Genomic DNA, 25,660 nt, shown 5'->3' with positions numbered 1-25,660 from the left:
CCTGCGTTGGCCCATCTCGTACTGCTCGGCATCGTCTACGTCTCCTTCATCAGCCTGGGCCTGCCCGACGGCATTTTGGGTGTGGCCTGGCCCGCGATCCGGGCCGACATGGGCCAGCCGCTGGCGGCGGTGGGCATGATCACCATCACCATGACGGTGTGTTCAGCCACCTCCAGCTTTTTCGCCGGGGCCATTGTCAAACGCATAGGCACGGGTGCTGTGGTGGCCACTAGTTGCCTGATGACGGCACTGGCGCTGGTGGGGTTTTCGTATGCCCCCTCATTCCTGTGGCTGGTGGCACTGGGTGTGCCCTTGGGCCTGGGCGCCGGCGCGGTGGACGCCAGCCTGAACCACTTTGTGGCAGCGCACTATTCTTCGCGCCACATGAACTGGCTGCATGGCTTTTGGGGCGTGGGAGCCACTACCGGGCCGCTGATCATGGGCCTGGCGCTGGCCAGCCGTGGGGGCTGGGAAAGCGGCGCCCGGGCCATTGGTTTTGTCCAGCTCACACTCGCTGCGGTGCTGTGGCTCACGCTGTCGCTGTGGTCCAAAGAGCACTCCAAGCCACCGGCGGAAGAAGGCGAACACGGCAAGCCCACCACGTTCAAGCCACTGCGTACCCGCGCGCTGTGGCTGGCCCCGCTGTGCTTTCTGTTGTATGTGGCCGCCGAAATGGGCACCGGCCTGTGGGCAGCCAGTATTCTGGTGGGCAGCCGCGGCATGTCCCCCGTGAATGCGGGGCTGTGGGTGTCGGTGTACTTTGGTTCCATCACGGCGGGCCGATTTGGCGTAGGCCTGGTGGCCAACCGCCTAGGCAACCGCCGGCTGATCCGCCTGGGTCTCTGCGTGGCCGCGTTGGGGGCGCTTGTGTTTGCGTCGCACAGTCTGCTGGGTGCTGCATCGCTGGCCGGCCTGGTGCTCATGGGCCTGGGCTGTGCGCCCGTGTTCCCGTCCATGATGCACGAGACCGCGCGCCGCTTCCCCGACGACATCGCCCGCACAGTGATCGGCCGCCAGATGACGTTTTCCTACATCGGCGGCTCCGTAGTACCGGCCGCCTTTGGCCTGCTGGCGACCTGGGCTGGCCTGGGTGCCGTGATGCCCGTGGTCGTGCTGCTGCTAATCGCCATGCTGACCCTGACGGCTACCCTAGACCGCCTCACCTGAGTCCCTCGACCTTTAAAATCCGCACCATGACCAGCACCACGCCCCAGCGCCCTGTGCGCAGCCAGTACGAAGATTTCATGCGCCATGTGTACACCACAGGCGTGCACAAGGCCGACCGCACCGGTACCGGCACGAAGAGCGTGTTTGGTTATCAGATGCGTTTTGACCTGAACGAAGGCTTTCCGCTGGTGACCACCAAGAAGGTGCACCTGCGCAGCATCATCCAGGAGCTGCTGTGGTTTCTGACCGGGTCCAGCAACAACAACTGGCTCAAAGAACGCAATGTGAGCATCTGGGACGAGTGGGCGCGCCCGGACGGCGACCTGGGCCCGGTGTACGGCGTGCAATGGCGCAGCTGGCCCACGCCCGACGGCGGCCATATCGACCAGATTGCCGATGTCATCAAGACTCTGAAGACCAACCCCGACAGCCGCCGCATCATCGTGAGCGCGTGGAACGTGGCCGAGCTCAACAAGATGGCCCTCATGCCCTGCCATGCCTTCTTCCAGTTCTATGTGGCACCCGCCGAGACCGAAGGCGGCAAGGGCAAGCTCAGCTGCCAGCTGTACCAGCGCAGCGCCGACATCTTCCTGGGCGTGCCCTTCAACATCGCCAGCTACGCGCTGCTGACGCACATGGTGGCGCAGCAGTGTGATCTGGACGTGGGCGACTTCATCTGGACGGGCGGCGACTGCCACATCTACAGCAACCACCACGAACAAGTGGAGCTGCAACTGAGCCGCGCACCCATGACCTATCCCACCCTGAACATCAAGCGCAAGCCGGACAGCATCTTCGATTACGAGTACGAGGACTTCGAGGTGCTGGGCTACGAGAGCCACCCCGCCATCAAGGCGCCGGTCGCGGTCTGAGCCATGACGACCACCAGCCCCGCAGGCCCGCGTCTGCACCTGATCTACGCCCGTGCGGCCAATGGCGTCATTGGCGTCAACGGCACCCTGCCCTGGCATTTGCCCGAGGACCTGGCGCACTTCAAGCGCACCACGCTGGGCTGCCCTGTCATCATGGGGCGCAAGACCTGGGACTCGCTGCCCCCCAGGTTTCGCCCGCTGCCAGGCCGCACCAACATTGTGGTGTCGCGCCAGCAGAATTGGAATGAAACAGGTGCCCAGCCCGTACAGAACCTGCGCGAGGCGCTACAACTTTGTGAGCAATCACCCGATGTCTGGGTGATCGGTGGCGCCCAGCTCTATGCGCTGGCGGAGCCGCTGGCCACGACGGCGGTGGTCACCGAGATTGAAAAAGATTTTGAAGGCGACGCCTTCGCCCCCACGCTGGGTGCCGCGTGGCGGGAAACCACACGCGAACACCATGTGGCGGCCAGCGGGCTGCCGTTCAGCTTTGTAACTTACGCACGCGTTTAGGAGGTAGATCGATGTCAGGTGATGGTTTTCACGTCCACGGCCCCCACGACCACGAGCTGGAGCACGCCACCCAGGGCGGCCACGCCAACCATGGAGACGCGCACGGTAAAGCGGGCGGCATGATCAACCAAATCGCCATGTTCACGGCCATCATCGCCACCGTGGGCGCCATCTTTTCCTACATGGGGGGTGCGACGCAGGCCAACGCGGGCTTGTACAAGAACAACGCCGCGCTCAAGAAAACCGAGGCCTCGAACCAATGGAATTTCTTCCAGGCCAAGAGTACCAAGCAGTCACTGGCCGAGTTAGCCATGAACCTATCCCCGGAAGCTGGGAAGGCCGCCTACCAGGCCAAGGTAGAGCGCTACGAAAAAGAAAAAGGGGAGATCAAGCTGGTGGCCGAAAAGTTGGAAGCCGAAGCCACCGAGTGGGACCATCAAAGCGATGAGCAGATGCACCTGCACCACCGCTGGGCGCAGGCCACCACGGTGCTGCAGGTGGCCATTGCACTTGCAGCGATTGCCTTGCTGACCAAGAAGAAATGGCTGGAGTACGCCATGTTTGGTGTGGGCTCCTTGGGCGTGCTGGTGGGCGCGCTGGCGGCACTGCACATCTGAGTGCAGCGGCGCCTTGCGCGCGCCGTGCAAATTTACTACTTGCCCATTTCGTGGCCGATCACGCCACCGGCTGCGGCACCCGCTGCGGTGCCCAAAGCACCTCCACCCACAACAGCGCCAGCCACGCCACCAATGACGGCGCCGGTAGCGGTGCTCTTCTCACGGCTAGTCATGCCCGCGCAGCCCGTGAGGCCCAGCAGGGTAACCGCAAGGATGGTGCTCGACAGGGTTGCAGGTAGATTTTTCACTGTGTGACCTCTTTGAATCGACATCGGCGATGTCTGATGCCTGCAGTATCGAAAATGCGGCCGACTGCCGCTAGCAGACGAAGCCGCCAATCTTTGTAGGACTGGTCCGACACCAAATAGAGCGCCTCGCCCATGGAAAACGCGCACAGATAAGTGCACACTACCTACTAATCGCTGAGACCCTCATTCCGCCATGCTCGCACTCAAGACCTTTCTCGTCGAAGACAGCCCCGTTATCCAGCAAAGCCTTGTCGCTACACTGGAAGAACTCACCCCTGTCAAAGTCATTGGCATGGCTGACGACGAGTGGCATGCCACGCAGTGGCTTGCAGAGCCGGCGAACGATGTGCACCTGGTCATCGTGGATATTTTTCTCAAGCGCGGATCGGGTCTGGGTGTGCTGAAGGCCGCGCAACAACTGGGCCCAAAGTGCGCGATGGTGGTTCTGAGCAACTACGCCACCAAGGACATACGCGCCAAATGCTTGGCGCTGGGTGCCAAGCGGGTGTTTGACAAGTCGACGGAAATCGATGCACTGATCCAGTACTGCAGCGAACTGGCCGAGGGCACCAACGCCACCGGCCCCGCTGCCCTGGGTGTATGAACCCGCTACTGGATCAGCCCGTTCTTCAAGCCGTAGTAGGTCAGGTCGCTGTTGGACTCCAGCCCCATTTTCTCCATCACGCGGGTGCGGTAGGTACTCACGGTCTTCATGCTCAGCGACATGCTGGTGGCAATGTGGCTCACCGTTTCGCCGCGGGCCAGGCGCAAAAAGACCTGCATCTCGCGCTCCGACAATTGCTCATGCACCGGCTTGTCGCCGCCATCGCCGCCCAGCCCCTCGGCCAGCAACTCGGCCACACCGGGGGTGATGTATTTGCGCCCACGGTGCACCGTGCGAATCGCTTTGATGATGTCGGCGGGGTCGCAGTCCTTGTTCAGGTAGCCACTGGCGCCATGGCGCAGCATGGTGGTGGCGTAATGCATCTCAGCAAAGCCGCTCAGGATCAGCACCGGCAGGTCCGGTGCGCGCGCCTTGATCGCCGCCAGCGCATCAATACCGCTATGGTCGGGCATAGAGATGTCCATCACCATCACATCCACTTCGCCCCGGCGCACCACGTCCAGCGCCTCGCGCCCATTGACTGCCTCGGCGACCACGCAGAAGTCCTCCTCGTCCGAGAAGAACTGCCGCAGCCCGGCACGGACCATGGCATGGTCATCCACAATGGCAATTCGGATCATGGAGTGCAACAGAATTTCATGCTACATGATCCCATACTTTGCGGAATACCCCGCATATGAAGGTGCTCACCGTCATCCAACGCCACCCCGTGGTGCTTGCCTTGGCCTGTGTCGCCGCGGCGGCCATGATCTTTATCAGCGAGGGCTCATACTCCCAGTCCACGGCGACGCTGGACAGCCTGACCGCCATGGGTGCGGCACGCACCCAGATCCAAATGCTGGAGCGCAGCATGCTGGACGCCGAAACCGGCCAGCGCGGCTTCCTGCTGACGCACCGCAAGGAATACCTGCAGCCCTACGAAAAAGCCCTGCTGCGCATCGACGAGGCCTACCGCCACCTGGATGCCTATTACGGCGAAGACACCGAATCGCGCGACCTGCTAAAGCGCTTGCACGAACTGACTGAGACCAAGCTGTCCGAGCTAGCGCTGACCCTGCAGCTCGATGAAAAAGGCAATGGCCAGGCGGGCACGGAAATTCTGCTGACCGACATTGGTCGTGAAAAAATGGACGCGGTGCGCGCCGTCTGCGCCGAGCTGCTGGCCTACCAGACCCAGAATGTGACGGCGCGCAGGGCCGAGCTGTTTCGCAGCCTGATGCTCGGGCGTATCGGGGTGGCGTTTCTCAGCCTTATCAGCCTGATAGCGCTGTTCTTTTACCTGCGCCAGTCGCTGGCGCTGAAGCTACAACAGCAAGAGCTGCAACGCGTGGTGCAACTGGAACGTGACCGCCTGGAGGTGGAAGTCATCCAGCGCACGACTGAACTCACCCAATTGGCACAGCATCTACAAACCGCACGCGAAGACGAACGCCAGCGCCTGGCGCGCGACCTGCACGACGATCTGGGTTCGCTGCTCACCTCGGCCAAGCTGGATGCCGCGCGCATCCGCTCGCGGCTGTCCTCACAGGGGCAGTCAGAAACCATGGAGCTGCTGGCCCATCTGGTGGGTACGCTGAACAGCGGCATTGCGCTGGGGCGGCGCATCATCGAAGACTTGCGGCCCTCTTCACTGAGCAACCTGGGCCTGGTAGCCGCGCTGGACATTCTGGTGCGTGAGTACGCCGACCATTCGGGCGTGGAGGTACATTGCGATCTGGAGCCCGTGAACCTGCGCATCTCTGCCGAGCTGATGGTGTACCGCCTGGTGCAAGAGGCCATTACCAATATCACCAAGTACGCCCGCGCCAGCCACGTCTGGGTCAGACTAGTCACCCATGACGGCATGGTGGAAATCACCGTGCGCGACGACGGCGTTGGCTTTGACGCCAGCAGCAAACCCACATCCGCCCACGGGCTGGTTGGCATGCGTTTTCGGGTAGAGGCCGAAGGCGGCACCCTGCGACTGGTCTCCGCACCGGGCCAAGGCACCCGCATCCAGGCCCGCATTCCCGAGGCTGGCCCTACGACGTCGGCATAGCGCATCCCCAAGGGCTGTCAGCACAGTCCTACACGTTGTCACGACGTTTTCCCACACGCAGACGGCAAGCTGCCCTATCGCCTTCGCGCCCCTGGCAAGCCACACTGGACCCATCGCAATCCCACCCGTTTGCGCCACTGTGTTAACCGGACGAGCCTCCATGCTCGCCCTTCCCGAGGAGCCGAAAATGCTGCACTACGCCGTTGTCTTTTTTGTCATTGCCCTGATTGCCGCCGTGTTTGGTTTTGGTGGCATTGCCGCGAGCGCCGTTGGCATTGCCAAGATTCTGTTCATCGTCTTCCTGATCCTGGCGGTTGCCAGTTTCCTGTTCGGCCTGATCAAGGGAATTTGAGTGTTGCACCCCCTGCTTCTGTTGCTGTCCAGCCGGACCCAGTTGCTGGTGGAGCACGCCGAAGGCTACGCGGCGCTGGTCGCCGCCGAAGCGGGTGAAGCCTCCACCATCTGGAAGCGCAACGCACTGCTCAATGCCGTGGCTTTGTGCACCTTCGGTACGGCAGCCGTGTTGGCCGGCGTGGCACTGATGCTCTGGGCTACGGTGCCGCCCCAAAACATCCAGGCACCCTGGGCACTGTGGGTGGCCCCGTTGTTTCCCGCTGTCGTGGCGCTGGTGTGTACCTTGTGCGCACGGGTGCCGTCCCATCCGGGGGCCTTTAGCCAGCTGCGCCAACAGCTGAAAGCCGACATGGCCCTGTTGGCCGAGGTGAGCCAATCATGAGCGCCAACGCCATTACCGCTGCCGCAGTTCGGTTGACCCTGTCACGCACCCGCTTACGCCAGGCGCTGCACACGCATACCGACACGGCACCAACCGCCTGGCTATGGGGCCAGCACGCGGCGCCTGTCTGGATGGCGCGTTTGAAGGAATCACCCGAAGTACAAGCCCTGTGGGAGAAGGCTAAAACCCAGTTTCACACCCACCCGCTAGGTTGGACGCTGGGCGCCGTGCTTGCCGCGGGGGTATTGGCCTGGAGCCGCCCCTGGCGCTGGATATTCCAGCCCGCTGTGGTCGCCAGCCTGCTGCCCTATCTGGTCAACAACTTGAGCTCGCGCGCGCCGCCACCCTAAATCTCCGTTCCGCCCACAGGCAGTGGGGCCCGTCACTGCTCTCGTTTCACACCACCTTTTTCTTTTTTTTAACTGGAGACTCACCATGAACTTACGTACCACTCTCGCAATTGTTTTTACCTCTCTCGCGCTGCTGTTCACCGCAGGCTGCGCCGTCACCCGTGGACAGGAAACGGTGGGCGCCTATGTGGATGACACCGCGATCACCACCGCCGTGAAAAGCCGCTTTGTGGAGAACAAGACCGTGGACGCCGCAGCCATCAGCGTAGAGACACTGAACGGCACCGTGATGCTGTCGGGCTTTGCCAAGAACACCAGCGAGAAGCTGACTGCCGAAACCATTGCCCGTGGCGTCAAGGGCGTCAAGGCGGTGAAGAACGAAATCGCCATCCGTCCCTGAGCGTTGGCACAGCCAACTCTCGCCTCAGTAACCAACCTCGAAGGAGTCACTTATGAATTGGGATCGCATACAAGGTAACTGGAAGCAAGCCACTGGCAAAGCCAAGGAACAGTGGGGCAAGCTGACCGACGATGACCTGGATGTCATCGCAGGCCGACGCGACCAGCTGGCCGGCAAAATCCAAGAGCGCTACGGCGTCGCCATGGACGAAGCCGAGAAGCAACTCGCCGCCTGGGAGCGCAAGGCCACTGACGCCTGGTTTTCCGACAAGCTCTAAGTAGGGAAAGCCCTGCCCAAGCCCCGCGCTCTGCCCTGAGTACGGGGCTTTTGCTCTTATGCCAACACGAGGCAACTGCGTATGGATCATTCATACCAACTGGGGCAGAATGGCCTGGTCACATATCAGGAATGGTGGGACTCTTTGCATACACGCTCCAGCTTCGAGGCCAAGGTGCTCGCAGCCTTCATGGCGGCCTTGGTGGTGGTTTGCGTGCTGTGGGCGACTACCTGGAAACTGGCAGGTGACGCGACCGAGGCACTGCGCCTCGTAGGCCGCACCCACGAGGTCATTAGTACCCTGGCCCATATCCGCGGCGACACCCTGCAGGTTGAGGTCAGCACGCAGAACTTTCGCGTGACCGGCGACCCTGCCTTCCTGACCGAGCGCGACGCAACCATGGCACTGCGTGAAGCCGCGCTAGCGCGGCTGCAGCGGCTCATCCTCGACAACGCCAACCAACAAGAGCGCTGGGGCCAGCTGCGCGAGGTGCTGGACCAGCGCATGGCCATTTCCAAACGCGTGGAATGGCTGCGCAAAACCCAGGGCCAGGAGGCCGCCAACGCCTTTATCGCAATCTCGCCCTTGAAGGAAACCCGCGAACGTACCTACCGCTTGATCAGCAGCATGGAGGATGCAGAAAACCTGCTGCTGCAAAACCGTAGTGCTGCGCAGCAGCGCACGCAGCAGTTCATGCTGGCCGCGGGCGTCGCAGTGTCCCTGCTGCTGTTAACCGTGTTGGCGGGCAGCTATATCTTGATCAAGCGCCAGCTGCGCGACACCGAGGCCAGCCACCGTGCACTGAGCGCCAGCGAAGAAAGCCTGTCCATCACACTGCACTCCATAGGTGATGCGGTGCTGGCCACCGACACCCGCGGGAACATCACGCGGATGAACCCGGTGGCCGAACGCTTGACCGGTTGGACACGGACCGAAGCACTGGGTCGACCGGTGGACGAAGTGTTCCAAATCGTCAACGAGCTGACCCGCCTGCCGGCGCAAATTCCCGTGACCAAGGTGATTGCGAGCGGCGAAGTGCAGGTGCTGGCCAACCACACGGCACTGATTTCCCGCGATGGCCGGGAATACCCGATTGCCGACAGCGCAGCCCCCATCCGCGACGGCGATGGCCAGCTGGTAGGGGTGGTACTGGTGTTCCGCGATGAAACCGTGGCCCGGCTGGCCCAGCACGCGGTGCGTGAACACAGTGCGCTGCTGGAGCAGCGCGTGCAAGAGCGCACCGCGCAGCTGCGCGAGAGCGAAGACCATCTGCGCAGCGTGATCAACAACGTGCCCGCCCTGATCGCCTTTGTGGACGCCCAGCAGCGCTATGTCTATGTCAACCAGCAGTATCTGCAGCGCTTTGCGCCAGAGCGAGCCGATCTCAGTGGCTGCACGGTGCGTGAAATCCTGGGTGAAACACGCTATGCCATTGCCGCCCCACTGATTACCAAGGTGCTGCAGGGCGAGCCGCAGAACTACGACTGGCAGCCCTTCCCCGGTGTCTGGCAGCTCATCAACTACATGCCCAAACGCGATGCGCAAGACCGAGTAACCGGCTACTACGTGCTGGGCTCCGACATTACCGAACGCAAATTGTCGGAAGAGAAGATCCAGGGCCTGTACACCGAGGTCGAGCAACGTGTGCGCGAACTTGAAACAGCCAGCCGCGCCCTACGCACCCTGAGCGCAGGCAACCGAACCATGCTGCGCGCCACAGACGAACAGGGTCTGCTGGACGGTATGTGCAGCGCCATTGTGGAAGCCGGTGGCTACCCCATGGCGGTGGTTTGGTACGCAGACCCGAAGGATGCCGGGGCACCGCTGCAAGCCATGGCCCAGAGCGGCTACCCGGCGGGCCTGGCAGGGCTTCGTCTGCACACGGGCGCCCGCATCGACCATGGCCAGGACCGAGGTGTTGTGGTCACGGCCCTGCGTACAGGCCACACGCATGTAGACCAGGATCTGCGCAGTGAAGCAGGCTCCGTACCTTGGCAGGCTGGCCTGCACGGCCATGCACATGCGGTGGCTTGTCCGCTGCGTGTGGCAGATGTGGTGATGGGGGTCTTGGTGATCTACGGAGCCGAACCACCTCCCTTTGGCCAGGACGAAGTTACCCTGCTGACCGAATCGGCCGACGATCTGGCCTTTGGCATTGCCAACCTGCGCGCCCGCGCCGAGCAGCAAAGGGTGCAGGATGCGATGCAGCGCCTGACCCACCATGATGCACTGACGGGACTGCCCAACGAGACCCAATTCACAGCCCTGTTGATAGCGGCCATCGAAACTGCGACCCGGAGGCGTCAGCCCTTTGCCATGCTGCAAGCCAACATCGAACGACTCAGCGAAATCAACGACGCGCTGGGCTTTAGCCGGGGTGACCAGATGCTGCAGGAGTTTGGCGCCCGCATCAAGTCCGTCGCATCCCCATCCGCCAAGGTGGCCCGTCTGCGCGGTGACGAGTTTGCCATCCTATTGCCAGGTTGCGACGTAGGCGCTGCCCTGGCGATGGTGCGACGTCTGGAAGACGCGCTGGCGCGACCTTTTGCCATCGCCGACATTGGGCTGCATGTGTCCGCGCGCATTGGCGTCAGCCTGTTTCCCGCACACGGCACTACTCCCCACGACCTGTACCGGCATATGGACATTGCGGTCCACCAAGCCAAGAAAAAGGGAGTCCGCCATGTCGTATACGACCCCAGCCTGAACCACAACCAGTCGCACCACCTGAATATGGCTGGCGAGCTGCAGCGGGCGATTGAGGCGGGCGACCTGATGCTCTACGTGCAACCCAAAGTAGAGATTGCCACCCGGCGCGTGTGCGGCGTGGAAGGACTGGTGCGCTGGCGCCATACCGAGCGCGGGATCATTCCCCCCGGCGAATTCATCGGTTTGGCCGAGCACACTGGCTTGATCAAACCACTGACCGAATGGGTGATCGAAAGCGGCGTGCGCCTGATCCAGTCCTGGCAGAAACAAGGCCATACCCTGCCCATCGCCGTCAACCTGTCCGCCCGCAACCTGCGCGACGAGAGCCTGCTGGACAAGATTCGCCAGTGGCAAACCCAGTGGGGCACGGCGGCCGGGTTGCTGGAAATGGAGATCACCGAGAGTGCGGTGATGGAAGACGCAGAGTTGGCTCTGCGCGTGCTGCACGGGCTGCGCCTAGAGAGCATCACACTGTACCTGGACGACTTTGGCACCGGGTATTCATCACTCAGCTACCTGCAAAAGCTGCCCGTGTCCTACATCAAGATTGACCAGTCGTTTGTGGGCGACATGTCGCTGAACAACGACTCGGCCGTGATCGTGCGCTCCACCATCGACCTGGCCCACGACTTGGGTCACAAGACCGTGGCTGAAGGCGTGGAAACCCAGGCGCAATGGGACCAACTGGCCGGCTTTGGTTGCGACATAGCCCAGGGCTACTTCATCGCCCGCCCCATGCCAGCAGAAGACTTCCCGGCCTGGCTGGCGAACTACCAGGCGCAGGGTTGAATCCGTATCAACGATGGGGGTATCGTTACCCGCGGCATGTCGCCATGGTGAACAGCACCACCAAGACCAGAACCAACAGCTGCCACACGGTACTCCAACCTAGATTCGATGGCACGTCCTCTGGATGGAGTGACGCATTTTCTTGCGCGGGCGATACCAGGTTCGCATGCTTCAGAAAACGGTAGAACTGGGTTTCCCTGGGGTCGCCCTGCCGCTCACGCAAGCGCGTGCCCCAAGGGCGCGCCTCGCGCGGCTGCTGTGCCAGCAGCAAGGGTTCAACCGCGTCCAGCAACGGCCGCACACTGGCCAGGTCCGACCACGCCACCCCGTGGTCACAGTTAGGGCACTGCGTTTGTGCCGTGGGGTTGAGCGACTGGCCACAACCGCGGCAGGAGAGCGCCAAGGGATTCGCGTCGGGCTCCAACTGCAGCACATCACCATGGCGTACCAACAAGGCTGACGCCAGGCGCGGCACGTCCACCATGAGCAAAGGGCTTTCGCAGTAGACGCATTCTTTGGCCTGCGGCGCGTGGTCTGCAGCGCCACATTGCAGGCATTGGAGCTCCCGCCCCTCTGCAGCCAAGCTGCTCCGGTCTACGGGCAAGACGGCACGCAACAAGCCACGTTCAGCCAGCAAGAGTGTGAAGGTTTGCAGCTGCCCATGGCCCTGGCGACATTCCATCGCCGCGCTGTGCCCAAAACGGGTTTGGTTGTGCACACCGACCAAGGGCGAGTGGCAGCGCACGCACGCCATTTTGGGAGGCAACACGGCCTGCGATACAGGCTGCAGTAGCATGGCGCGCAACAGCTGCACCCAGCCCAGGCCCGAAAGGCGCACCGACTCAAAGGCATCAAACCAGACCAGATGGCAAGCTGCGCAGAGGTCAACCTGCACGGCTTTGGCATAGTGCCCCTCCAGCACCACATGGCGCAAGGGCTGCTGGCAACCGGGGCATGCTGCTGGCGCGGGAACGTTAACGTACATGGGTGTGATTCAATCGCAGATCCGCAAGGTGCGAAAATGCGCCGCTGAAGAAAGTGCGCCCATTGTGTCACCCGCTGGGGCCACGCCAGCCACTCCATGTCTCAATCATCCAGCCTACCCACCACCATGAAACTTGCCACCTGGAATGTGAACTCTTTGGGCGTGCGCCTGCCGCAGGTGCTGGACTGGCTGGCGGCCAACCCGGTAGAAGTGCTGGCGCTGCAAGAGCTCAAACTCACCGACGACAAGTTCCCCGCCGATGCCTTTGCGGCAGCCGGCTACCAGGCCCAGTGGTTTGGCCAGAAGACCTACAACGGCGTCGCCCTGCTGACCCGTACCCCGGCCACCGACATTCTCAAAAACATCCCCGGTTTTGACGACGACATGGCGCGTGTCATCACCGGCACGGTGGAAGGTGTGCGCGTGATCGGTGCTTACTTCCCCAATGGCCAAGAGCCCGGCAGCGACAAGTTTGAGTACAAGATGGAATGGCTCACGGCGCTGCGCCGCTGGGTCAAGGAGGAACTGACACAGCACCCGCGGCTGGTGATCATGGGGGACTACAACATCACCTTTGACGATGACGATGTTTGGGACCCTGTGGCCCTGTTTGAAACCATCCATTGCACCGAGGAAGAGCGCTACCACCTGCGCGCGATGATTGCGTTAGGCCTGACCGACAGCCACCGCCTGTTTGCACAGCCGCCCAAGAGCTTCAGTTGGTGGGACTACCGCGACGCGGGCTTTCGCCGCAACCGCGGGCTGCGCATCGACCACATCCTGGTCAGCAATGCGCTCAAGCCCCTGGTGCGGGCCTGCACCATCGACAAGGTGCCGCGCAAGAATGAGCGTCCCAGCGACCATGCACCGGTAGTGGTGGATATTGCGCTGGACTGAGATGCGAAAAGGCCCACATGCAGCGGGCCTTTTACTATCATTTCAGGAGCTACTTGCGCATATTCCACGCGGGCTAGTGGCCTAAAACACTATTGATTACTCGAGACCCAGCTCCTGGATCTTGCGGGTAATCGTATTGCGGCCAATGCCCAACTTCTGCGCGGCTTCAATCCGGCGGCCCTTGGTGTTGGCCAGGGCTGCCAGAATCAGGCGCGACTCAAAACGGCGCGTCAGCGTGTCCCATACATCGGCCTGGCCTGCACCGAGCAAGGCTACCGCCTCGGTCTCCAGCTCGGCCTCCCAGCCTTGCAAGGGTCCATGCGCGGCGGCCGCACGGGCTAGCACGTGGGACAGGTCCTGCTCGGGCTCCGTTGCCGACGCGGCACCCGCAGGCGCATGCAGCACCAGTGGCTCTTTGCCCAGCAGCTCGGAAGACGACGTCAGCACCGGTGCTGCAACTGCGACTGGCATGCCAAAGCCTTCACGGCCCATGCTCACCTCGGGTGGCAGGTCCTTGCGCTCGATCACTTGGGCGGGCGCCATGACGGTCAGCCAATGGCAGATGTTTTCGAGCTGGCGCACATTGCCAGGGAAGCCAAAGCCTTCCAACCAGGCCAACGCGGGGTCCGAGATACGCTTGGGCTCCACACCCAGCTGCTTGGCGCTTTGCTGCAGGAAGTGGCGTGTCAGCATGGACACGTCTTCCTTGCGCTCACGCAGCGCGGGCAGGCGCAGGCGGATCACGTTAAGGCGGTGGAACAAATCCTCGCGGAACGCACCGTCCTTGACGCGTTGCTCCAGGTCCTGGTGGGTCGCGGCAATCACGCGCACATTCGATTTGACAGCGCTGTGGCCGCCCACGCGGTAGAAATGTCCGTCGCTAAGCACACGCAGTAAGCGGGTTTGCAGCTCGAACGGCATGTCGCCGATTTCATCAAGGAACAGCGTGCCACCATCGGCCTGCTCAAAGCGACCGCGGCGCATGGTTTGCGCGCCCGTGAAGGCGCCACGCTCATGGCCGAAGAGTTCACTCTCCAGCAGGTCTTTGGGAATAGCGGCGGTGTTGATGGCCACAAACGGACCATCGGCGCGCGGCGAGTGCTTGTGCAGCGCGCGCGCCACCAGCTCTTTGCCGGAACCCGATTCGCCGGTGATCATCACCGTCACATTGCTTTGGCTCAGACGGCCAATGGCACGGAATACATCCTGCATGGCGGGCGCCTGGCCCAGCATTTCGGGCGACTCCGCCATGCGCTCTTCGGCCACTTCTTCGCGCTGGCTTTCCTCCACCGCGCGGCGGATCAGTTCCACCGCCTTGGGCAAATCGAATGGCTTGGGCAGGTATTCAAACGCCCCGCCTTGGAAGGCGCTGACCGCGCTGTCCAGGTCGGAGAACGCCGTCATGATGATGACGGGCAAACCTGGGTGCTTGGCCTTGACCTTGTCGAGCAGGTCCAGCCCCGAGCCGCCTGGCATGCGAATGTCGCTCACCAGAATTTGCGGTCCTTCATCGTCCGCGGCCGTGGCCAGGGCACTCAGTACATCGCGTGGATTGGAAAAGCTGCGTGTGGGCAAATGTTCGCGCAGCAGCGCCTTCTCCAGCACGAAGCGGATGGACTGGTCATCATCTACGATCCAAATCGGCTTCATGTTGTGGCGCACCCTTGTGTTCTTGTGTTTACGGTAACGGAATCAGAATTTTGAAATCCGTTCGGCCCGGCACGCTATCGACTTCAATCAGACCGTGGTGTTGTTGAACAAAGGTTTGCGCCAATGTCAGCCCCAGCCCCGAACCACCCTCTCTACCCGACACCAGCGGGTAGAAAATGCGGTCCCTGATCGAATCTGGCACGCCAGGTCCGTTATCGATCACATGCAATTCCAATGCCAACCGATAACGCTGCTTACCGAACGTTACTTGCCGGGTCACACGCGTGCGAAATGTGAGGTTGGCATCACCTGCGGCAATGCGCTCTGCGAGTGCCTGACAGGCGTTGTGTGCGATGTTCAACACAGTCTGAATCAACTGCTCGCGGTCACCACGGAACTCGGGAATGGAAGTGTCATAGTCACGCACCACCCGCAGTCCACGTGGGAACTCGGCCATGATGAGGGACCGCACACGCTCGCACACTTCATGGATGTTCACATCGCCCACCAAGTGCGGCCTGCGGTGCGGTGCCAGCAAGCGATCCACCAGGCTTTGCAGACGGTCTGCCTCATGGATGATGACCTGGGTGTACTCGGTGAGTTCGGGGGACTCCATCTCCATCTCAAGCAATTGCGCCGCGCCGCGAATGCCGCCCAGCGGGTTCTTGATCTCATGGGCCAGGTTGCGGATCAGTTCTTTGTTGGTCTGCGCTTGTTCGGCCAGGCGCTCTTCGCGGTCCTGGCGGGTCTGCTGCTCCAGCGGCACCATCTCGACGATGATTTCTTCAGAAAACTCGGTGCGTGTCACGATCACATGAACCGGCATGGGGTCCAGCGCCGCGCGCTTGAGCCACGCGTCGTAACGCAAAGCCGCAAATGCGTTTTCGGCTGCCCCCTCCAGCGCGCTCTGCAGCGCAGCAGGTTCTGTGAAGATGTCGGCGAAGCTGGAACCCACAATGGTTCTGCGCGAAGTGCCCAGTGCATCTTCCAGCGCTGCATTGGAAAACTGCACAGAGGCGTCGGCATAGACCACGGCCACCAAAGTAGCCAGAAGGTCAAACGACTGAAAACGCTCGGGTATAGGGTCGGTGCGGGTCACAGGCGATGAAGATAGTCAAATACGGCGCGGCCCGCAGGGCCACACAAAAGCGCGCCGCTATTTGGCGGACGACACCGACGGGGATGTTGCGGCAGGCACGCGACCCAGCTCACGGCGGATGCCTGCAATGTCACTCTCATTGCGGGCGATGGCGGCCTTGAGCTCGGCCACGCGGTCCAGGTACTTCTGGTGGTTGCGGGTCTCGGGGCCCAACTTTTCGGGTTCACCGTTGTTGTACTCCTTGACCAGCTCGATCTGCTTGGCCTCGGCCTTCTTGAGTTCAGCTTCCAGGATCAGGCGCGCATCGGAATCCTTGGCACGCTGGTCGGGTGAGTCCACGCGCGACCCGCTTTGGCTGGCAGATGCGACTTTGGTACCAGGCTTTTGGGCCTGGACCACGGTGACATTGCCACCAGAAATCAGTTTGCAGTTTTTCGCCTGGGCCTCGGACACAGTGTTGGTGTACTCGTTGCCGCAACGGTAGATGCGCTCCTGTGCAAACGCACCGGAGAGCGAGCCAAGGGCTATCAAAGAAATCAAAAAATGGGTGTTCATGCTGTGTCCGCGCTAACAGAGTGCCTGGCGGTGGATTCAGTATGCGCCAAAAAGTGCCTAAAAACAAAACCGCCACAGTATCCCTGCCAATTGGACCTGAATCTACACCGCCATGTTTGCAAAAAAAAGGACGGCTTACGCCGTCCTTTTTCAGGAAAACACTGCCACAGGGGCAGCAGAAATCACAGGGAGTAGTACATGTCGAATTCGACAGGGTGTACCGACATGCGGTAACGGGTCACTTCCTGCATCTTCAAATCGATGTACGCATCGATCATGGAGTCAGTGAACACGCCGCCCTTGGTCAGGAAGCCGCGGTCCTTGTCCAGGCATTCCAGCGCTTGGTCCAGGCTGTGGCACACGGTTGGCACCTTGGCATCTTCCTCGGGAGGCAGATGGTACAGATCCTTCGATGCGGCCTCGCCGGGGTGGATCTTGTTTTCCACGCCATCCAGACCCGCCATCAACAAGGCGGAGAAGCCCAGGTAAGGGTTCATCAATGGATCGGGGAAGCGGGCTTCCACGCGACGGCCCTTGGGGTTCGCCACAAACGGAATGCGAATGGAAGCGGAACGGTTCTTGGCAGAGTACGCCAGCTTGACCGGTGCTTCGAAGTGAGGAACCAGGCGCTTGTAGCTGTTGGTGCCGGGGTTGGTGATGGCGTTCAGGGCACGTGCGTGCTTGATGATGCCGCCGATGTAGTACAGCGCGAAGTCGGACAGACCGGCATAGCCGTCGCCAGCAAACAGGTTCTTGCCGTCTTTCCACACCGACTGGTGCACGTGCATGCCGGAACCGTTGTCACCGTGGTAGGGCTTGGGCATGAAGGTAGCCGTCTTGCCGTAGGCGTTGGCCACGTTGTGCACCACGTACTTTTGCAGCATGGTCCAGTCAGCGCGTTCCACCAGGGTGGAGAAACGGGTACCGATTTCGTTCTGCCCAGCGCCTGCCACTTCGTGGTGGAACACTTCGACGGGGATGCCCAGGGATTCGAGAATCAGGGACATCTCGGCGCGCATGTCTTGCGTGCTGTCGACAGGAGGCACGGGGAAGTAACCGCCCTTGACCGTGGGACGGTGGCCGCGGTTGCCGCCTTCGAGTTTGGTTCCGGTGTTCCAGGGAGCTTCGTACTCGTCGATTTCGTAGAAGGTGTTGTTGGAGTCGGTGCTCCAGCGAACGCCATCAAAGATGAAGAATTCTGGCTCTGGACCGAAGTAGGCTGCGTCACCAATGCCAGAGGCCTTCAGGTAGGCTTCAGCGCGCTTGGCGATGGAACGTGGGTCGCGGTCGTAAGACTTGCCGTCGGCAGGCTCCACCACATCACAGTTCATGATGATGGTGGTTTCTTCAAAGAAGGGGTCGATGTTGGCCGTGTTGGGATCGGGCATCAACAACATGTCGGAAGCTTCGATGCCCTTCCAGCCGGCGATGGAAGAACCGTCGAATGCGTGGCCGGAGGTGAACTTGTCTTCGTCGAAATGCGAGACAGGCACGGTGGTGTGCTGCTGCTTACCGCGGGTATCGGTGAAACGGAAGTCAACAAATTTGACTTCGTTCTCTTTCACCATCTTCATCACGTCTGCGACGGTCTTGGCCATCAAATACTCCTGTTGCACGGTTGTAAAAAAGAATTGCCCCGTCTTCAATGCAGCTTTTGTGCCAAAAACCGCTGGCCGGGCAATTTAGAGAAACCGCCATATTCTGCCTCGAGAAACCGGAGTTTTAGGGGGGCGCACCGCAAAGATGCGCCCATGTAACTTCTATCGGCAGCACGATTGCACCAATTTAGTGCAAATCATTTGCGCACCGGTATTGTGCGAATTCAGCTTCGCACCAATTCTGGGCCCAACGCCATTTGCAGTGCCTTCAGACCTTCCAGCAAGCCCGCATACGCAAGCCCCACAGCGTCTGGTTCCCCCTTGACGCCCAGCTCGATATGGCGCCCCCACTCCGGGTGGTCCACACTGGGTAGGCTAAACACCTTGACTGCATGGCGCTGTTCCAGCGCCTCCATCAGCGGCGTCAAAGTCGACTCCATGGCACCAAAAACGACCACGGAACGCTCTAGCCAACCGTGTCTGCGGTGCAAATGGGCGTACTGCTGGTCCAGCACCCACGCCACCATGGGCCAAGCCATGACCGGAAAGCCGGGCACGAAATAGATCCCCCCACGCTCCCCCACTACGTGTGGGTCGCTGCCCCCCGAGGGGGGGCTCGCGCCTTGGAACGGCCCGGCGGCGCTCAGCCCGCCACCTCCTCGACAAAAGAAGCCTGGAATCTTGTTGTACGGGTTGGGAATAATGGCCGCGCCCCGCGGAAACATACCCATGTTCAGGCGGTGCACGTTGTCAGCCCGGTCGGGTTCGTAGGGCAGGCCCTGTTCCATGGCCACGTCCTGCATACGCTCGCGGATCAGCTGCTCGGCCTCCGGGTGCAGCTCCAGCGGCACGCCTAAGGCGCGCGCCGCGCACTGGCGCGTGTGGTCGTCCGGCGTGGCACCGATACCGCCGAACGAGAACACCACGTCGCCCGAGGCAAACGCACGCTGCAGCGTCTGGGTGATGCGCTCGGGGTCATCACCCACATAGTCTGCATAGGCCAGTTGCAGGCCCCGTTCGCCAAGCAGCTCGATGGCTTTGGACAGGTGTTTGTCGGCGCGCTTGCCCGACAGGATTTCGTCTCCAATGATGACCAAACCAACGTTCATGCTAGCTCCAGAGGATTCGCAGGCAATTCAAGTGCAGGGGATGGGGGTGGCGCAGGCGGCACGGGCGGTAACTGGGCGCGCTCCCAGCGCAGCTGATGCAGCGCAGCCAGGCAGTAGTGCGCAAACCACAGCGACGCAAAGGCGAACACCAGGGTGTACAGCCAGATGGAAATAGGGATCAGGAACGGCGCCATCGCCACGGCCACAAAGCCCACCGACCAGATCAAGCTGGGCGCCGCGCCCAGGTAGCCCGCAAACACCCCCATGCCCAGCAGCCACCAGCGGTGGCGCTGAAACAGGGTGTGGCGCTCTTCGGCCGTGGCGTGGTCAGCCAGGGCATCAAACGCCATCACGCGGTAGGTCAGCCAGCCCCAGATCAGCGGCGGAAGGATCAGCACCAGCGGTGGCACGAACCACAGCGGCGCGGACAGCACCATGGCCGACAAGGCCAAGACTGTGGAGCCCAGCGCCCAGACGATGCTGAAAGCGTACGAAGCGCCACCGGTACGCTCCAGCAGCGGAAAGCGGCGCCGGGTCACCAGGCGCACCATCAGCGGCGTCATCAGCATGGCGACCAGCAGCAGGCAGGCCATCACGATCAAGGGCGTGGCCACGGTGATCACGATCAGCGGCACCAGCACGGTCTTGAGCTTGCCCGCGCCCGCCGACTCCAGCCAAGCCCACAGGCTGTTGAGCAAGTCAGACGACTCCAGCATGTTCTGCACGGCGGCCAGGGCTGCGTCCATGAAAAAGTAGCCCAGCCCCGCGATCAGCCCGACCATTAGCACCAGCGGCAGCAGCGACAGGCCAATCACCCGCGGGTGTAGGCAGTACGCCACCGACCGCCAAAACGCATCGAGCATGGCGTTCATGGCCCTAGCCCGCCGCCTGCACGGCAACCAGCTCTTCGGCGCTGAGCCAGCGCCACTGGCCAGGCGCCAAGTCCGCCGGCAGCGGCATGCCGCCAATCTTCGACCGGTGCAGCCCCTCCACCCGATTGCTGACCGCGGCGACCATGCGCTTGACCTGGTGGTACTTGCCTTCGGTCAGCGTGAGTCGTAAATGAAATTCACCCACCGCCTCGCAGGCAGCAGCGCGCACGGGCGCCGGGTCATCGTCCAGCACCACACCGGCCAGCAGCTTTTGCACCTGCTTGTCGTCCAGCGGGTGCTTCACCGTTACGTCATACACCTTGGGCACATGGTGGCGTGGCGAGCTCATTTTGTGGATGAACTTGCCGTCATCGGTGAGCAGCAGCATGCCCGTGGTGTCCTGGTCCAACCGCCCCACGGCTTGCACGCCCTGCACCGCAGCTTTTTGTGGGCGCGTGCGCAATGGGGACGGCAGCAGCGTGTAGATGCTGGGGTAGGTAGAAGGCTTTTGTGAGCACTCGGTGCCCGCTGGCTTGTGGAGCACGATGTAGGCCTTCTCGAAGTACTGCCACTCCACGCCTTGCACCCGGAAGCGCAGCCCTTCTGCTACAAATTCAGTAGCTGCTTGCGCAATGACGACGGGGGCTATAGGCTCATTTGGCATATAAACCTGCACCAGACCCTGCTGGATCAAACCGGCGCACACCCGGCGTGTGCCAAAGCCCTGTGAATAGAGTATTTCCTGAAGCTGCATGAACCGTAGTATCGCAGCCACAATCCGATTTAAACTTTGCCCACCCACCTCTTAGCGAGCAACCGACACATGTCTGATGATCTGGTGTTTAGTGACGAGCAAGCAGAACCCATCGCCCGCAAGGGATTGCCCGCCTGGCAGGTTCTGGTGGTGGACGACGAACCCGCGGTGCACGAAGTCACCAAGCTGGTGATGTCAGACTTTGAGATGGACGGCCGCCGACTGGAGTTCACCCACTGCTACAGCGCCACCGAAGCCCGCGCCGTACTGGCCACGCGCGGCGACATCGCGCTGATCCTGTTGGACGTGGTGATGGAATCCGAACACGCCGGGCTGGAGTTGGCGCGCTACATCCGCGAAGAGCTGGGCAACCTGAATGTGCGCATCATTCTGCGCACCGGCCAGCCCGGCCAGGCGCCCGAAGAGCAGGTGATCCGCGACTACGACATCAACGACTACAAGGAAAAAACCGACCTCACGCGGCGCAAGCTGATCACCGTGTTTTACGCCGGCCTGCGCGCCTACCGCGACCTCATGCGCATCGAACACGCCCGCCTGGGGCTGCGTCGCTCCATCGAGGCCATCAGCCAGGTCTGCGATTCGCGCAACCTGCGCGGCTTTGCCTCGGCAGTGCTAGAACAGGTGAACTTTCTGCTGGACCTGAACGGCGAAGGCCTGTGCGCCAGCCGCGTATCGGCCTACACCGCCAACTCCACCGAAGGCCAACTCAAGGTGCTGGCGGCTACCGAGGCCTATTCGCAGCTCATGGTGGATGAAGAAGTGGGCAACCTGCCGCGCAGCGTGCAAGACGCCATCGCTCGGGCGCTGCGCGAAAAGACCAGTCACCACGGCGAGCGGCACTACGCCGGCTACTTCAAGACCAAGGCCGGCAGCGAGAGCCTGATCTACATGGAGTTTGACGAGCCGATCAACGACCAGGCACGCGAGCTGCTGGAGCTGTTTTCACGCAATGTCGCCATCACCTACGACGGGCTGCTGCTGCGTGAGGACAACCAGGCCGTGCAGCGCTCCACCATCACCCTGCTCAGCGGTGCCATCGAGCGGCGCTGCAATGAATCGTCGCTGCACCCCCAACGCGTTGGCGATTTGGCGGCCCTGCTGGCTGGCAAGCTGGGCGCCAGCGATCACGAGGTGGAGCTGATGCGCGTGGCCGCAACCCTGCACGACGTGGGCAAGGTCTGCATTCCCGACCACATCCTCACCAAACCTGGCCCGCTGGATGCGCAGGAATGGGAGACCATGAAAACCCATGCCAGCGAGGGCCATGCCCTGCTCTCGCGTTCACGCTCCCGCGTGCACGTGCTGGCGGCGCAAATCGCCCACGAGCACCACGAGCACTGGGACGGCACGGGCTACCCACAGGGCCTCAAGGCGGATGCCATCAGTCTGCCGGGGCGCATCGCCGCTGTGGCAGATGTGCTGGATTCGCTGGCCAGCGCCAGTTGCTACAAAAAGGCCTGGCCCCTGGCCGAGGCGCTGGACTACCTGAATACCGAGTCCGGTCGACACTTTGACCCCAGCCTGGTGGCGTTGGTAAACACGCACCGCGCCGATGTCGAGAATATTTACAAAAACTGACCAAATCGCAAAAGCACTGTAAACTTTTACCCAAACACAGAGCCACAAAGATGGCTTAACTTTCAGGGTGGAACGTGATGCTGCTTTCTCTTGTGGTGGGTATAGGACTCGGGGCCGCCCTGTATTGGGCGTGGGACCGCTACCAGCAGCGCCAACGCCGGCGGATTCCATCCGTCTGGCCCCTTAAAACACGCCCTCTGGTCAATTCCCAAGAACGTCGTGTGTGGATCTGGCTCACCAAGGTCATGTTCGACCAGCACATCCTGATCAAGCTTCCCGTCACACGCTTCACCGCCCCCGCCAAGCAAACCGAAGCCACCCATTGGTACAAGATCCTCAATGGCGTGTACTGCACCTTCACCATCTGCGGGCTGGACGGCAAGGTCGTGGGGTGCATTGATGTGATCGGCCCCCATGGCCTGTCGATGGGCAACCAAACCCTGAAACACAGCCTGCTGGACCAATGCAATATCCGCTACTGGGTGGTGGACCCGGCCAACCTGCCGCACCTGAGCCAGATTCGGGCCGCCTTTTTGGGTGAACAGGCGGCGCACGTCACTGGCAGTCAGCCGCTGGAGTCTCGCTTTCAGGATGTGCGCGACCACTTGCACGCCGTGGTCACGCGGCGCAGACAAAGCAAGGATGCCGAAGGCACTCCCTCTGGGCTCACGCCTTTGCTGTCAGAGTCGGGGCTCGAGTTTCCCGAGAGCCGCCTGGCCTCGGGCTGGGAAATCAATTCCTTTGTCAGCCCGCTGGACAGCCGTGTGGACGACCACGCGCCGTAGGCCTTCTGACCTAGCGAGCAGCCACCAGGCTCGCTTCAATATCCTGCTCAAACTGCGCCATCGCCGCCTGCGTCAGAGTGTCGGTGGACCAAGCCACCAAACTGGCGGGGGGCAGCGTGACCGCTGCGGCACCGATGCCAATCAGCTGGGCCAGCACTTCGGGGGACTTGATGCTGGCTGCCAGCAACTGCGGCCCTCGCGGCCGCAGCGCCACGCAGGCTTGCATCAACGCCCAGACATTGCGCCCGTCATTCGCCAAGCGGCCCACATACGGCGCCACATACTGGACCTGCATGTCACGCGCCCACAGCAGTTGCACGGGGTTGGACAGCCCAGTCAGCAAAATCGCCTGGCCGGCCTGTCGAACTTGGCGGATGCAGGGCTCCCATTCGGCAGCGCACGGTAACTTGATCGTCAGCTGCACATGCGCACCGTCGACCGCCGTGCGCAAGGCGTCCAGCCACCGTCCGGCTTCTCCCAGGTCTGCGCTGGGCAGCTGTAGCATCAGCTCGGCAAAACCATGGTCCGCGGCGGCCTGCACCAACCCCAAATACGACGCCAGGGTGACCGGCAGCCCTGCCTGAAACACCAGGCTGGGATTGGTCGTCACGCCCTGTACTGCGGGACAACCGGCTGGCAACGTCCATGTCGACACCTGGGCCGAATCAAGGTAGATTTTCACACCCACATTCCTTTGTTCAACCCTGCCACGCAAGGGCTCAGAGAATCACACCTTTGCAATACATGGCATTGCCATAGGCCGTGGCTTCACCACTCTGCACAATCAGGCTGGCGCCTTTGATCTTGTCATAGAAGGCAAAGCGCTCCACGGGCTCCACCCGATTTTCGGGCAAGCCTTCCTGCTGCAACAGGGCCACCACGGCCTGCTGCGCGGCAGTGCGGTGCTCCAGCGGTTGGTGGCTGACACGCATGTAGGCGGCTGGGCAAGCCACATCTTCGGCCAGCGGAATCACCGACAGCACCGCCTTGCTCACGCGCTCCAGTGTGTGGCCGGGCAGGCGCACCAAGGGCTTGCCCGCGCTCAAGAAATCGGCCGTGAAATTGGCGTCCACAACCGCCACCCATTCGCCATGGCCCATGGCCGAGAGGTGCATCAGCAACTCCGGGGTGAGCAAAGGATCAATCCCTTTCAACATATTGCAATCTTTCTTTAATTGGTGGCCACGCCATGCAAAGTGTGGACAGTCCCTCCAACAAGGGACGCCCTGCCCACACCGGCACTGCTAGCCTGTTTACACATTGGACTGGAGCATGCCAGACCCTGATACGAAATCATATTAGTAAAACTACTTGATTTAATTAAACGAAACTGCGTTATTCTCCGTGCCACTGCAAAACCGGTATCACTTTTTGCCCAATCCGGCGTGGCCGCGGGCATGGCGTCGGTTTAAGCTGCACGGCGCGCTCGCATTGACAGCATCGGGCGCATCAACCAATCTGAGAGAACAATGACTGCATCGATATGGGTATTGGGCGAAGCCTTGATGGATTGTGTAGCCCAAGCCGACGGTACTTTACGCCCCTTTATGGGCGGTAGCCCCTTCAATTTGGCGCGCGCCGCCGCCTTGCGCGGTGCCACGGTCGGCTACGTCAACCCGTTGTCGGCAGACCAGTTTGGCGGGCAAATGCGCGAGCAACTGCAACGCGATAGCGTGCAGGTGCTGTCGGCCCCTAGCGCCCTGCCTACCTCCTTGGCAGTGGTGCAAATCCACAACGGCCAGCCCAGTTATGGTTTCTACCGCGAAGGTATTGCCGACCGCGACTACACCGTGGAATCAGTGCTGCAACGCCTGCAAGACCAGCCTACCGGCGTTCTGCACACCGGCTCGTTGCTACTGGTACCACCGGAACACCACAAGGTGCTGGCCATTCTGCAAGGCGCCAAAGCGCTGGGCTGGACCGTCAGCGTGGACGTGAACCTACGCCCCAAACTGGCCACGAATTTGGCGGACTACGTCCAAGCCGTGCAGGCCATTGCCGCGCTGGCAGACTGGCTGAAAGCCAGTGACGAAGACCTGGAATTGCTGGGCTTTCATGCACCCACGCGTGCGGACGGTGCACGCATTGCCGCGCATTTCGTAGCGCAAGGCACGAGCCGCATTGCCCTCACGTTTGGTGGCGACGGTGCTTGGTTGGGTGTGGACGGGGCTTGGGCTGAGGCTGACGTACCTGCTACCCAGGTGGTGGACACCGTGGGCGCCGGCGACACCTTCTGGGGCAACTGCCTGGGAGACTGGGCCCTGAACCAGAACGGAGCCCCACAGCGCGTGGCCAGCACCTTGAAAGAAGCCATGCAGGCCGCAGCCATTAACTGCAGCCGCGCCGGTTGCCAACCTCCACGTTACGGCGAAGTATTGGCAGCGATGTAATTGGCAGGCGGTGGTAAGGTTGGTTC

Annotated in this window: 28 protein-coding genes; 16 read left to right on the top strand and 12 right to left on the bottom strand. The window is 61.7% G+C overall.

The features are described 5' to 3' along the window. Positions 1-6: 6 nt before the first annotated feature. The 4 genes from AC1DZ5_RS11100 to AC1DZ5_RS11085 are packed head-to-tail and all read left to right on the top strand — an operon-like array spanning position 7 to position 3,169. The gene (locus tag AC1DZ5_RS11100) at positions 7-1,167 is read left to right on the top strand and encodes an MFS transporter (protein ID WP_477888970.1); all 1,161 of its coding nucleotides are present in this window, start codon (positions 7-9) and stop codon (positions 1,165-1,167) included. Between the two features lie 26 nt (positions 1,168-1,193). Then, positions 1,194-2,039 (top strand): thymidylate synthase, encoded by an 846-nt coding sequence (locus AC1DZ5_RS11095; protein WP_477888968.1) that lies wholly within the window; start codon positions 1,194-1,196, stop codon positions 2,037-2,039. A gap of 3 nt (positions 2,040-2,042) precedes the next feature. Then, positions 2,043-2,552, top strand: coding sequence for a dihydrofolate reductase (locus tag AC1DZ5_RS11090; RefSeq protein ID WP_477888966.1), 510 nt, complete (start codon positions 2,043-2,045; stop codon positions 2,550-2,552). Between the two features lie 11 nt (positions 2,553-2,563). Continuing rightward, positions 2,564-3,169, top strand: coding sequence for a DUF4337 domain-containing protein (locus AC1DZ5_RS11085; protein WP_477888964.1), 606 nt, complete (start codon positions 2,564-2,566; stop codon positions 3,167-3,169). Positions 3,170-3,204: 35 nt separating this feature from the next. Here AC1DZ5_RS11085 and AC1DZ5_RS11080 read toward each other — a convergent pair whose 3' ends face one another. Next, positions 3,205-3,417: a glycine zipper 2TM domain-containing protein gene (locus AC1DZ5_RS11080; RefSeq protein ID WP_477888962.1), complete on the bottom strand. Its 213-nt coding sequence runs from the start codon at positions 3,415-3,417 to the stop codon at positions 3,205-3,207. Between the two features lie 193 nt (positions 3,418-3,610). Between AC1DZ5_RS11080 and AC1DZ5_RS11075 the strand changes: the two genes are divergently transcribed. Next, complete coding sequence (locus AC1DZ5_RS11075; protein ID WP_477888960.1) at positions 3,611-4,021, top strand: response regulator transcription factor; 411 nt, start codon at positions 3,611-3,613, stop codon at positions 4,019-4,021. A 5-nt stretch (positions 4,022-4,026) separates the two neighbouring features. Here AC1DZ5_RS11075 and AC1DZ5_RS11070 read toward each other — a convergent pair whose 3' ends face one another. Continuing rightward, entirely contained in the window at positions 4,027-4,662 is a 636-nt protein-coding gene (locus AC1DZ5_RS11070) for a response regulator (RefSeq protein ID WP_310341776.1), read from the bottom strand. A 56-nt stretch (positions 4,663-4,718) separates the two neighbouring features. On the opposite strand from AC1DZ5_RS11070, the gene AC1DZ5_RS11065 reads away from it, so the two are divergent. The 7 genes from AC1DZ5_RS11065 to AC1DZ5_RS11035 all read left to right on the top strand — a co-directional run bounded on the left by AC1DZ5_RS11065 (position 4,719) and on the right by AC1DZ5_RS11035 (position 11,341). Then, positions 4,719-6,080, top strand: coding sequence for a CHASE3 domain-containing protein (locus tag AC1DZ5_RS11065; protein ID WP_477888957.1), 1,362 nt, complete (start codon positions 4,719-4,721; stop codon positions 6,078-6,080). A gap of 187 nt (positions 6,081-6,267) precedes the next feature. Continuing rightward, a complete protein-coding gene (locus AC1DZ5_RS11060) occupies positions 6,268-6,432 on the top strand; it encodes a DUF1328 domain-containing protein (protein WP_310342125.1) in 165 nt (54 codons plus the stop codon). Positions 6,433-6,435: 3 nt separating this feature from the next. Then, on the top strand, positions 6,436-6,816 hold the full coding sequence (locus tag AC1DZ5_RS11055) for a hypothetical protein (RefSeq protein WP_477888955.1): 381 nt from the start codon (positions 6,436-6,438) through the stop codon (positions 6,814-6,816). Then, positions 6,813-7,166, top strand: coding sequence for a hypothetical protein (locus AC1DZ5_RS11050; RefSeq protein ID WP_477888953.1), 354 nt, complete (start codon positions 6,813-6,815; stop codon positions 7,164-7,166). Before AC1DZ5_RS11055 ends, AC1DZ5_RS11050 begins: the two co-directional genes overlap by 4 nt. Before the next feature lie 85 nt (positions 7,167-7,251). After that, on the top strand, positions 7,252-7,566 hold the full coding sequence (locus AC1DZ5_RS11045) for a BON domain-containing protein (RefSeq protein WP_477888951.1): 315 nt from the start codon (positions 7,252-7,254) through the stop codon (positions 7,564-7,566). Between the two features lie 52 nt (positions 7,567-7,618). Further along, positions 7,619-7,843 (top strand): CsbD family protein, encoded by a 225-nt coding sequence (locus AC1DZ5_RS11040; protein WP_477888949.1) that lies wholly within the window; start codon positions 7,619-7,621, stop codon positions 7,841-7,843. Between the two features lie 81 nt (positions 7,844-7,924). After that, complete coding sequence (locus AC1DZ5_RS11035) at positions 7,925-11,341, top strand: EAL domain-containing protein (protein WP_477888947.1); 3,417 nt, start codon at positions 7,925-7,927, stop codon at positions 11,339-11,341. A gap of 25 nt (positions 11,342-11,366) precedes the next feature. Here AC1DZ5_RS11035 and AC1DZ5_RS11030 read toward each other — a convergent pair whose 3' ends face one another. Beyond that, positions 11,367-12,326 (bottom strand): TFIIB-type zinc ribbon-containing protein, encoded by a 960-nt coding sequence (locus tag AC1DZ5_RS11030; protein ID WP_477888945.1) that lies wholly within the window; start codon positions 12,324-12,326, stop codon positions 11,367-11,369. 126 nt (positions 12,327-12,452) lie between these two features. On the opposite strand from AC1DZ5_RS11030, the gene AC1DZ5_RS11025 reads away from it, so the two are divergent. After that, on the top strand, positions 12,453-13,223 hold the full coding sequence (locus AC1DZ5_RS11025) for an exodeoxyribonuclease III (protein ID WP_477888943.1): 771 nt from the start codon (positions 12,453-12,455) through the stop codon (positions 13,221-13,223). Positions 13,224-13,319: 96 nt separating this feature from the next. Here the strand turns inward: AC1DZ5_RS11025 and ntrC are convergent, their stop codons facing one another. The 7 genes from ntrC to AC1DZ5_RS10990 all read right to left on the bottom strand — a co-directional run bounded on the left by ntrC (position 13,320) and on the right by AC1DZ5_RS10990 (position 20,860). Then, positions 13,320-14,873: a nitrogen regulation protein NR(I) gene (gene ntrC / locus AC1DZ5_RS11020; protein WP_477888941.1), complete on the bottom strand. Its 1,554-nt coding sequence runs from the start codon at positions 14,871-14,873 to the stop codon at positions 13,320-13,322. A 28-nt stretch (positions 14,874-14,901) separates the two neighbouring features. Continuing rightward, positions 14,902-15,972, bottom strand: a complete 1,071-nt coding sequence (gene glnL, locus AC1DZ5_RS11015) for a nitrogen regulation protein NR(II) (RefSeq protein ID WP_477888939.1) — start codon at positions 15,970-15,972, stop codon at positions 14,902-14,904. A gap of 57 nt (positions 15,973-16,029) precedes the next feature. Beyond that, complete coding sequence (locus AC1DZ5_RS11010) at positions 16,030-16,527, bottom strand: hypothetical protein (RefSeq protein ID WP_477888937.1); 498 nt, start codon at positions 16,525-16,527, stop codon at positions 16,030-16,032. Between the two features lie 182 nt (positions 16,528-16,709). Next, complete coding sequence (glnA, locus tag AC1DZ5_RS11005; protein WP_477888935.1) at positions 16,710-18,125, bottom strand: type I glutamate--ammonia ligase; 1,416 nt, start codon at positions 18,123-18,125, stop codon at positions 16,710-16,712. A gap of 224 nt (positions 18,126-18,349) precedes the next feature. After that, positions 18,350-19,234, bottom strand: a complete 885-nt coding sequence (locus tag AC1DZ5_RS11000) for a competence/damage-inducible protein A (RefSeq protein ID WP_477888933.1) — start codon at positions 19,232-19,234, stop codon at positions 18,350-18,352. Further along, positions 19,231-20,106 carry an EI24 domain-containing protein gene (locus tag AC1DZ5_RS10995; protein ID WP_477888931.1) on the bottom strand — a complete coding sequence of 292 codons (876 nt, stop codon included), beginning with the start codon at positions 20,104-20,106 and terminating at the stop codon, positions 19,231-19,233. The genes AC1DZ5_RS11000 and AC1DZ5_RS10995 overlap by 4 nt, the downstream gene beginning before the upstream one ends. A gap of 4 nt (positions 20,107-20,110) precedes the next feature. Continuing rightward, positions 20,111-20,860, bottom strand: a complete 750-nt coding sequence (locus tag AC1DZ5_RS10990) for a 16S rRNA pseudouridine(516) synthase (RefSeq protein ID WP_477888929.1) — start codon at positions 20,858-20,860, stop codon at positions 20,111-20,113. Between the two features lie 69 nt (positions 20,861-20,929). On the opposite strand from AC1DZ5_RS10990, the gene AC1DZ5_RS10985 reads away from it, so the two are divergent. Then, complete coding sequence (locus tag AC1DZ5_RS10985; protein WP_477888927.1) at positions 20,930-22,459, top strand: DUF3369 domain-containing protein; 1,530 nt, start codon at positions 20,930-20,932, stop codon at positions 22,457-22,459. Between the two features lie 77 nt (positions 22,460-22,536). Next, entirely contained in the window at positions 22,537-23,244 is a 708-nt protein-coding gene (locus AC1DZ5_RS10980) for a DUF2726 domain-containing protein (RefSeq protein ID WP_477888925.1), read from the top strand. Positions 23,245-23,254: 10 nt separating this feature from the next. Here AC1DZ5_RS10980 and AC1DZ5_RS10975 read toward each other — a convergent pair whose 3' ends face one another. Both AC1DZ5_RS10975 and AC1DZ5_RS10970 read right to left on the bottom strand, forming a co-directional pair. Further along, positions 23,255-23,926 carry a transaldolase family protein gene (locus AC1DZ5_RS10975; protein ID WP_477888923.1) on the bottom strand — a complete coding sequence of 224 codons (672 nt, stop codon included), beginning with the start codon at positions 23,924-23,926 and terminating at the stop codon, positions 23,255-23,257. Positions 23,927-23,963: 37 nt separating this feature from the next. Continuing rightward, complete coding sequence (locus AC1DZ5_RS10970; protein ID WP_310341740.1) at positions 23,964-24,401, bottom strand: RbsD/FucU family protein; 438 nt, start codon at positions 24,399-24,401, stop codon at positions 23,964-23,966. Between the two features lie 312 nt (positions 24,402-24,713). Here AC1DZ5_RS10970 and AC1DZ5_RS10965 point away from each other — a divergent pair, with 312 nt between their 5' ends. After that, positions 24,714-25,634: a PfkB family carbohydrate kinase gene (locus AC1DZ5_RS10965; RefSeq protein WP_477888920.1), complete on the top strand. Its 921-nt coding sequence runs from the start codon at positions 24,714-24,716 to the stop codon at positions 25,632-25,634. The last annotated feature ends 26 nt before the right edge of the window (positions 25,635-25,660 follow it).

The organism is Rhodoferax sp. P1_F3 (genome assembly GCF_056405715.1).
Note: the sequence above shows the minus strand (reverse complement) of the source record. Positions and strands in the feature narration are given on the sequence as shown.

Coding starts and splice junctions, on each gene's coding strand:
- AC1DZ5_RS11095 (WP_477888968.1), top strand. CDS start 1,194: ATGACCAGCACCACGCCCCAGCGCCCTGTGCGCAGCCAGTACGAAGAT.
- AC1DZ5_RS11090 (WP_477888966.1), top strand. CDS start 2,043: ATGACGACCACCAGCCCCGCAGGCCCGCGTCTGCACCTGATCTACGCC.
- AC1DZ5_RS11085 (WP_477888964.1), top strand. CDS start 2,564: ATGTCAGGTGATGGTTTTCACGTCCACGGCCCCCACGACCACGAGCTG.
- AC1DZ5_RS11075 (WP_477888960.1), top strand. CDS start 3,611: ATGCTCGCACTCAAGACCTTTCTCGTCGAAGACAGCCCCGTTATCCAG.
- AC1DZ5_RS11070 (WP_310341776.1), bottom strand. CDS start 4,662: ATGATCCGAATTGCCATTGTGGATGACCATGCCATGGTCCGTGCCGGG.
- AC1DZ5_RS11065 (WP_477888957.1), top strand. CDS start 4,719: ATGAAGGTGCTCACCGTCATCCAACGCCACCCCGTGGTGCTTGCCTTG.
- AC1DZ5_RS11060 (WP_310342125.1), top strand. CDS start 6,268: ATGCTGCACTACGCCGTTGTCTTTTTTGTCATTGCCCTGATTGCCGCC.
- AC1DZ5_RS11050 (WP_477888953.1), top strand. CDS start 6,813: ATGAGCGCCAACGCCATTACCGCTGCCGCAGTTCGGTTGACCCTGTCA.
- AC1DZ5_RS11045 (WP_477888951.1), top strand. CDS start 7,252: ATGAACTTACGTACCACTCTCGCAATTGTTTTTACCTCTCTCGCGCTG.
- AC1DZ5_RS11040 (WP_477888949.1), top strand. CDS start 7,619: ATGAATTGGGATCGCATACAAGGTAACTGGAAGCAAGCCACTGGCAAA.
- AC1DZ5_RS11035 (WP_477888947.1), top strand. CDS start 7,925: ATGGATCATTCATACCAACTGGGGCAGAATGGCCTGGTCACATATCAG.
- AC1DZ5_RS11030 (WP_477888945.1), bottom strand. CDS start 12,326: ATGTACGTTAACGTTCCCGCGCCAGCAGCATGCCCCGGTTGCCAGCAG.
- AC1DZ5_RS11025 (WP_477888943.1), top strand. CDS start 12,453: ATGAAACTTGCCACCTGGAATGTGAACTCTTTGGGCGTGCGCCTGCCG.
- ntrC (WP_477888941.1), bottom strand. CDS start 14,873: ATGAAGCCGATTTGGATCGTAGATGATGACCAGTCCATCCGCTTCGTG.
- AC1DZ5_RS11010 (WP_477888937.1), bottom strand. CDS start 16,527: ATGAACACCCATTTTTTGATTTCTTTGATAGCCCTTGGCTCGCTCTCC.
- glnA (WP_477888935.1), bottom strand. CDS start 18,125: ATGGCCAAGACCGTCGCAGACGTGATGAAGATGGTGAAAGAGAACGAA.
- AC1DZ5_RS11000 (WP_477888933.1), bottom strand. CDS start 19,234: ATGAACGTTGGTTTGGTCATCATTGGAGACGAAATCCTGTCGGGCAAG.
- AC1DZ5_RS10995 (WP_477888931.1), bottom strand. CDS start 20,106: ATGAACGCCATGCTCGATGCGTTTTGGCGGTCGGTGGCGTACTGCCTA.
- AC1DZ5_RS10990 (WP_477888929.1), bottom strand. CDS start 20,860: ATGCAGCTTCAGGAAATACTCTATTCACAGGGCTTTGGCACACGCCGG.
- AC1DZ5_RS10985 (WP_477888927.1), top strand. CDS start 20,930: ATGTCTGATGATCTGGTGTTTAGTGACGAGCAAGCAGAACCCATCGCC.
- AC1DZ5_RS10980 (WP_477888925.1), top strand. CDS start 22,537: ATGCTGCTTTCTCTTGTGGTGGGTATAGGACTCGGGGCCGCCCTGTAT.
- AC1DZ5_RS10970 (WP_310341740.1), bottom strand. CDS start 24,401: ATGTTGAAAGGGATTGATCCTTTGCTCACCCCGGAGTTGCTGATGCAC.
- AC1DZ5_RS10965 (WP_477888920.1), top strand. CDS start 24,714: ATGACTGCATCGATATGGGTATTGGGCGAAGCCTTGATGGATTGTGTA.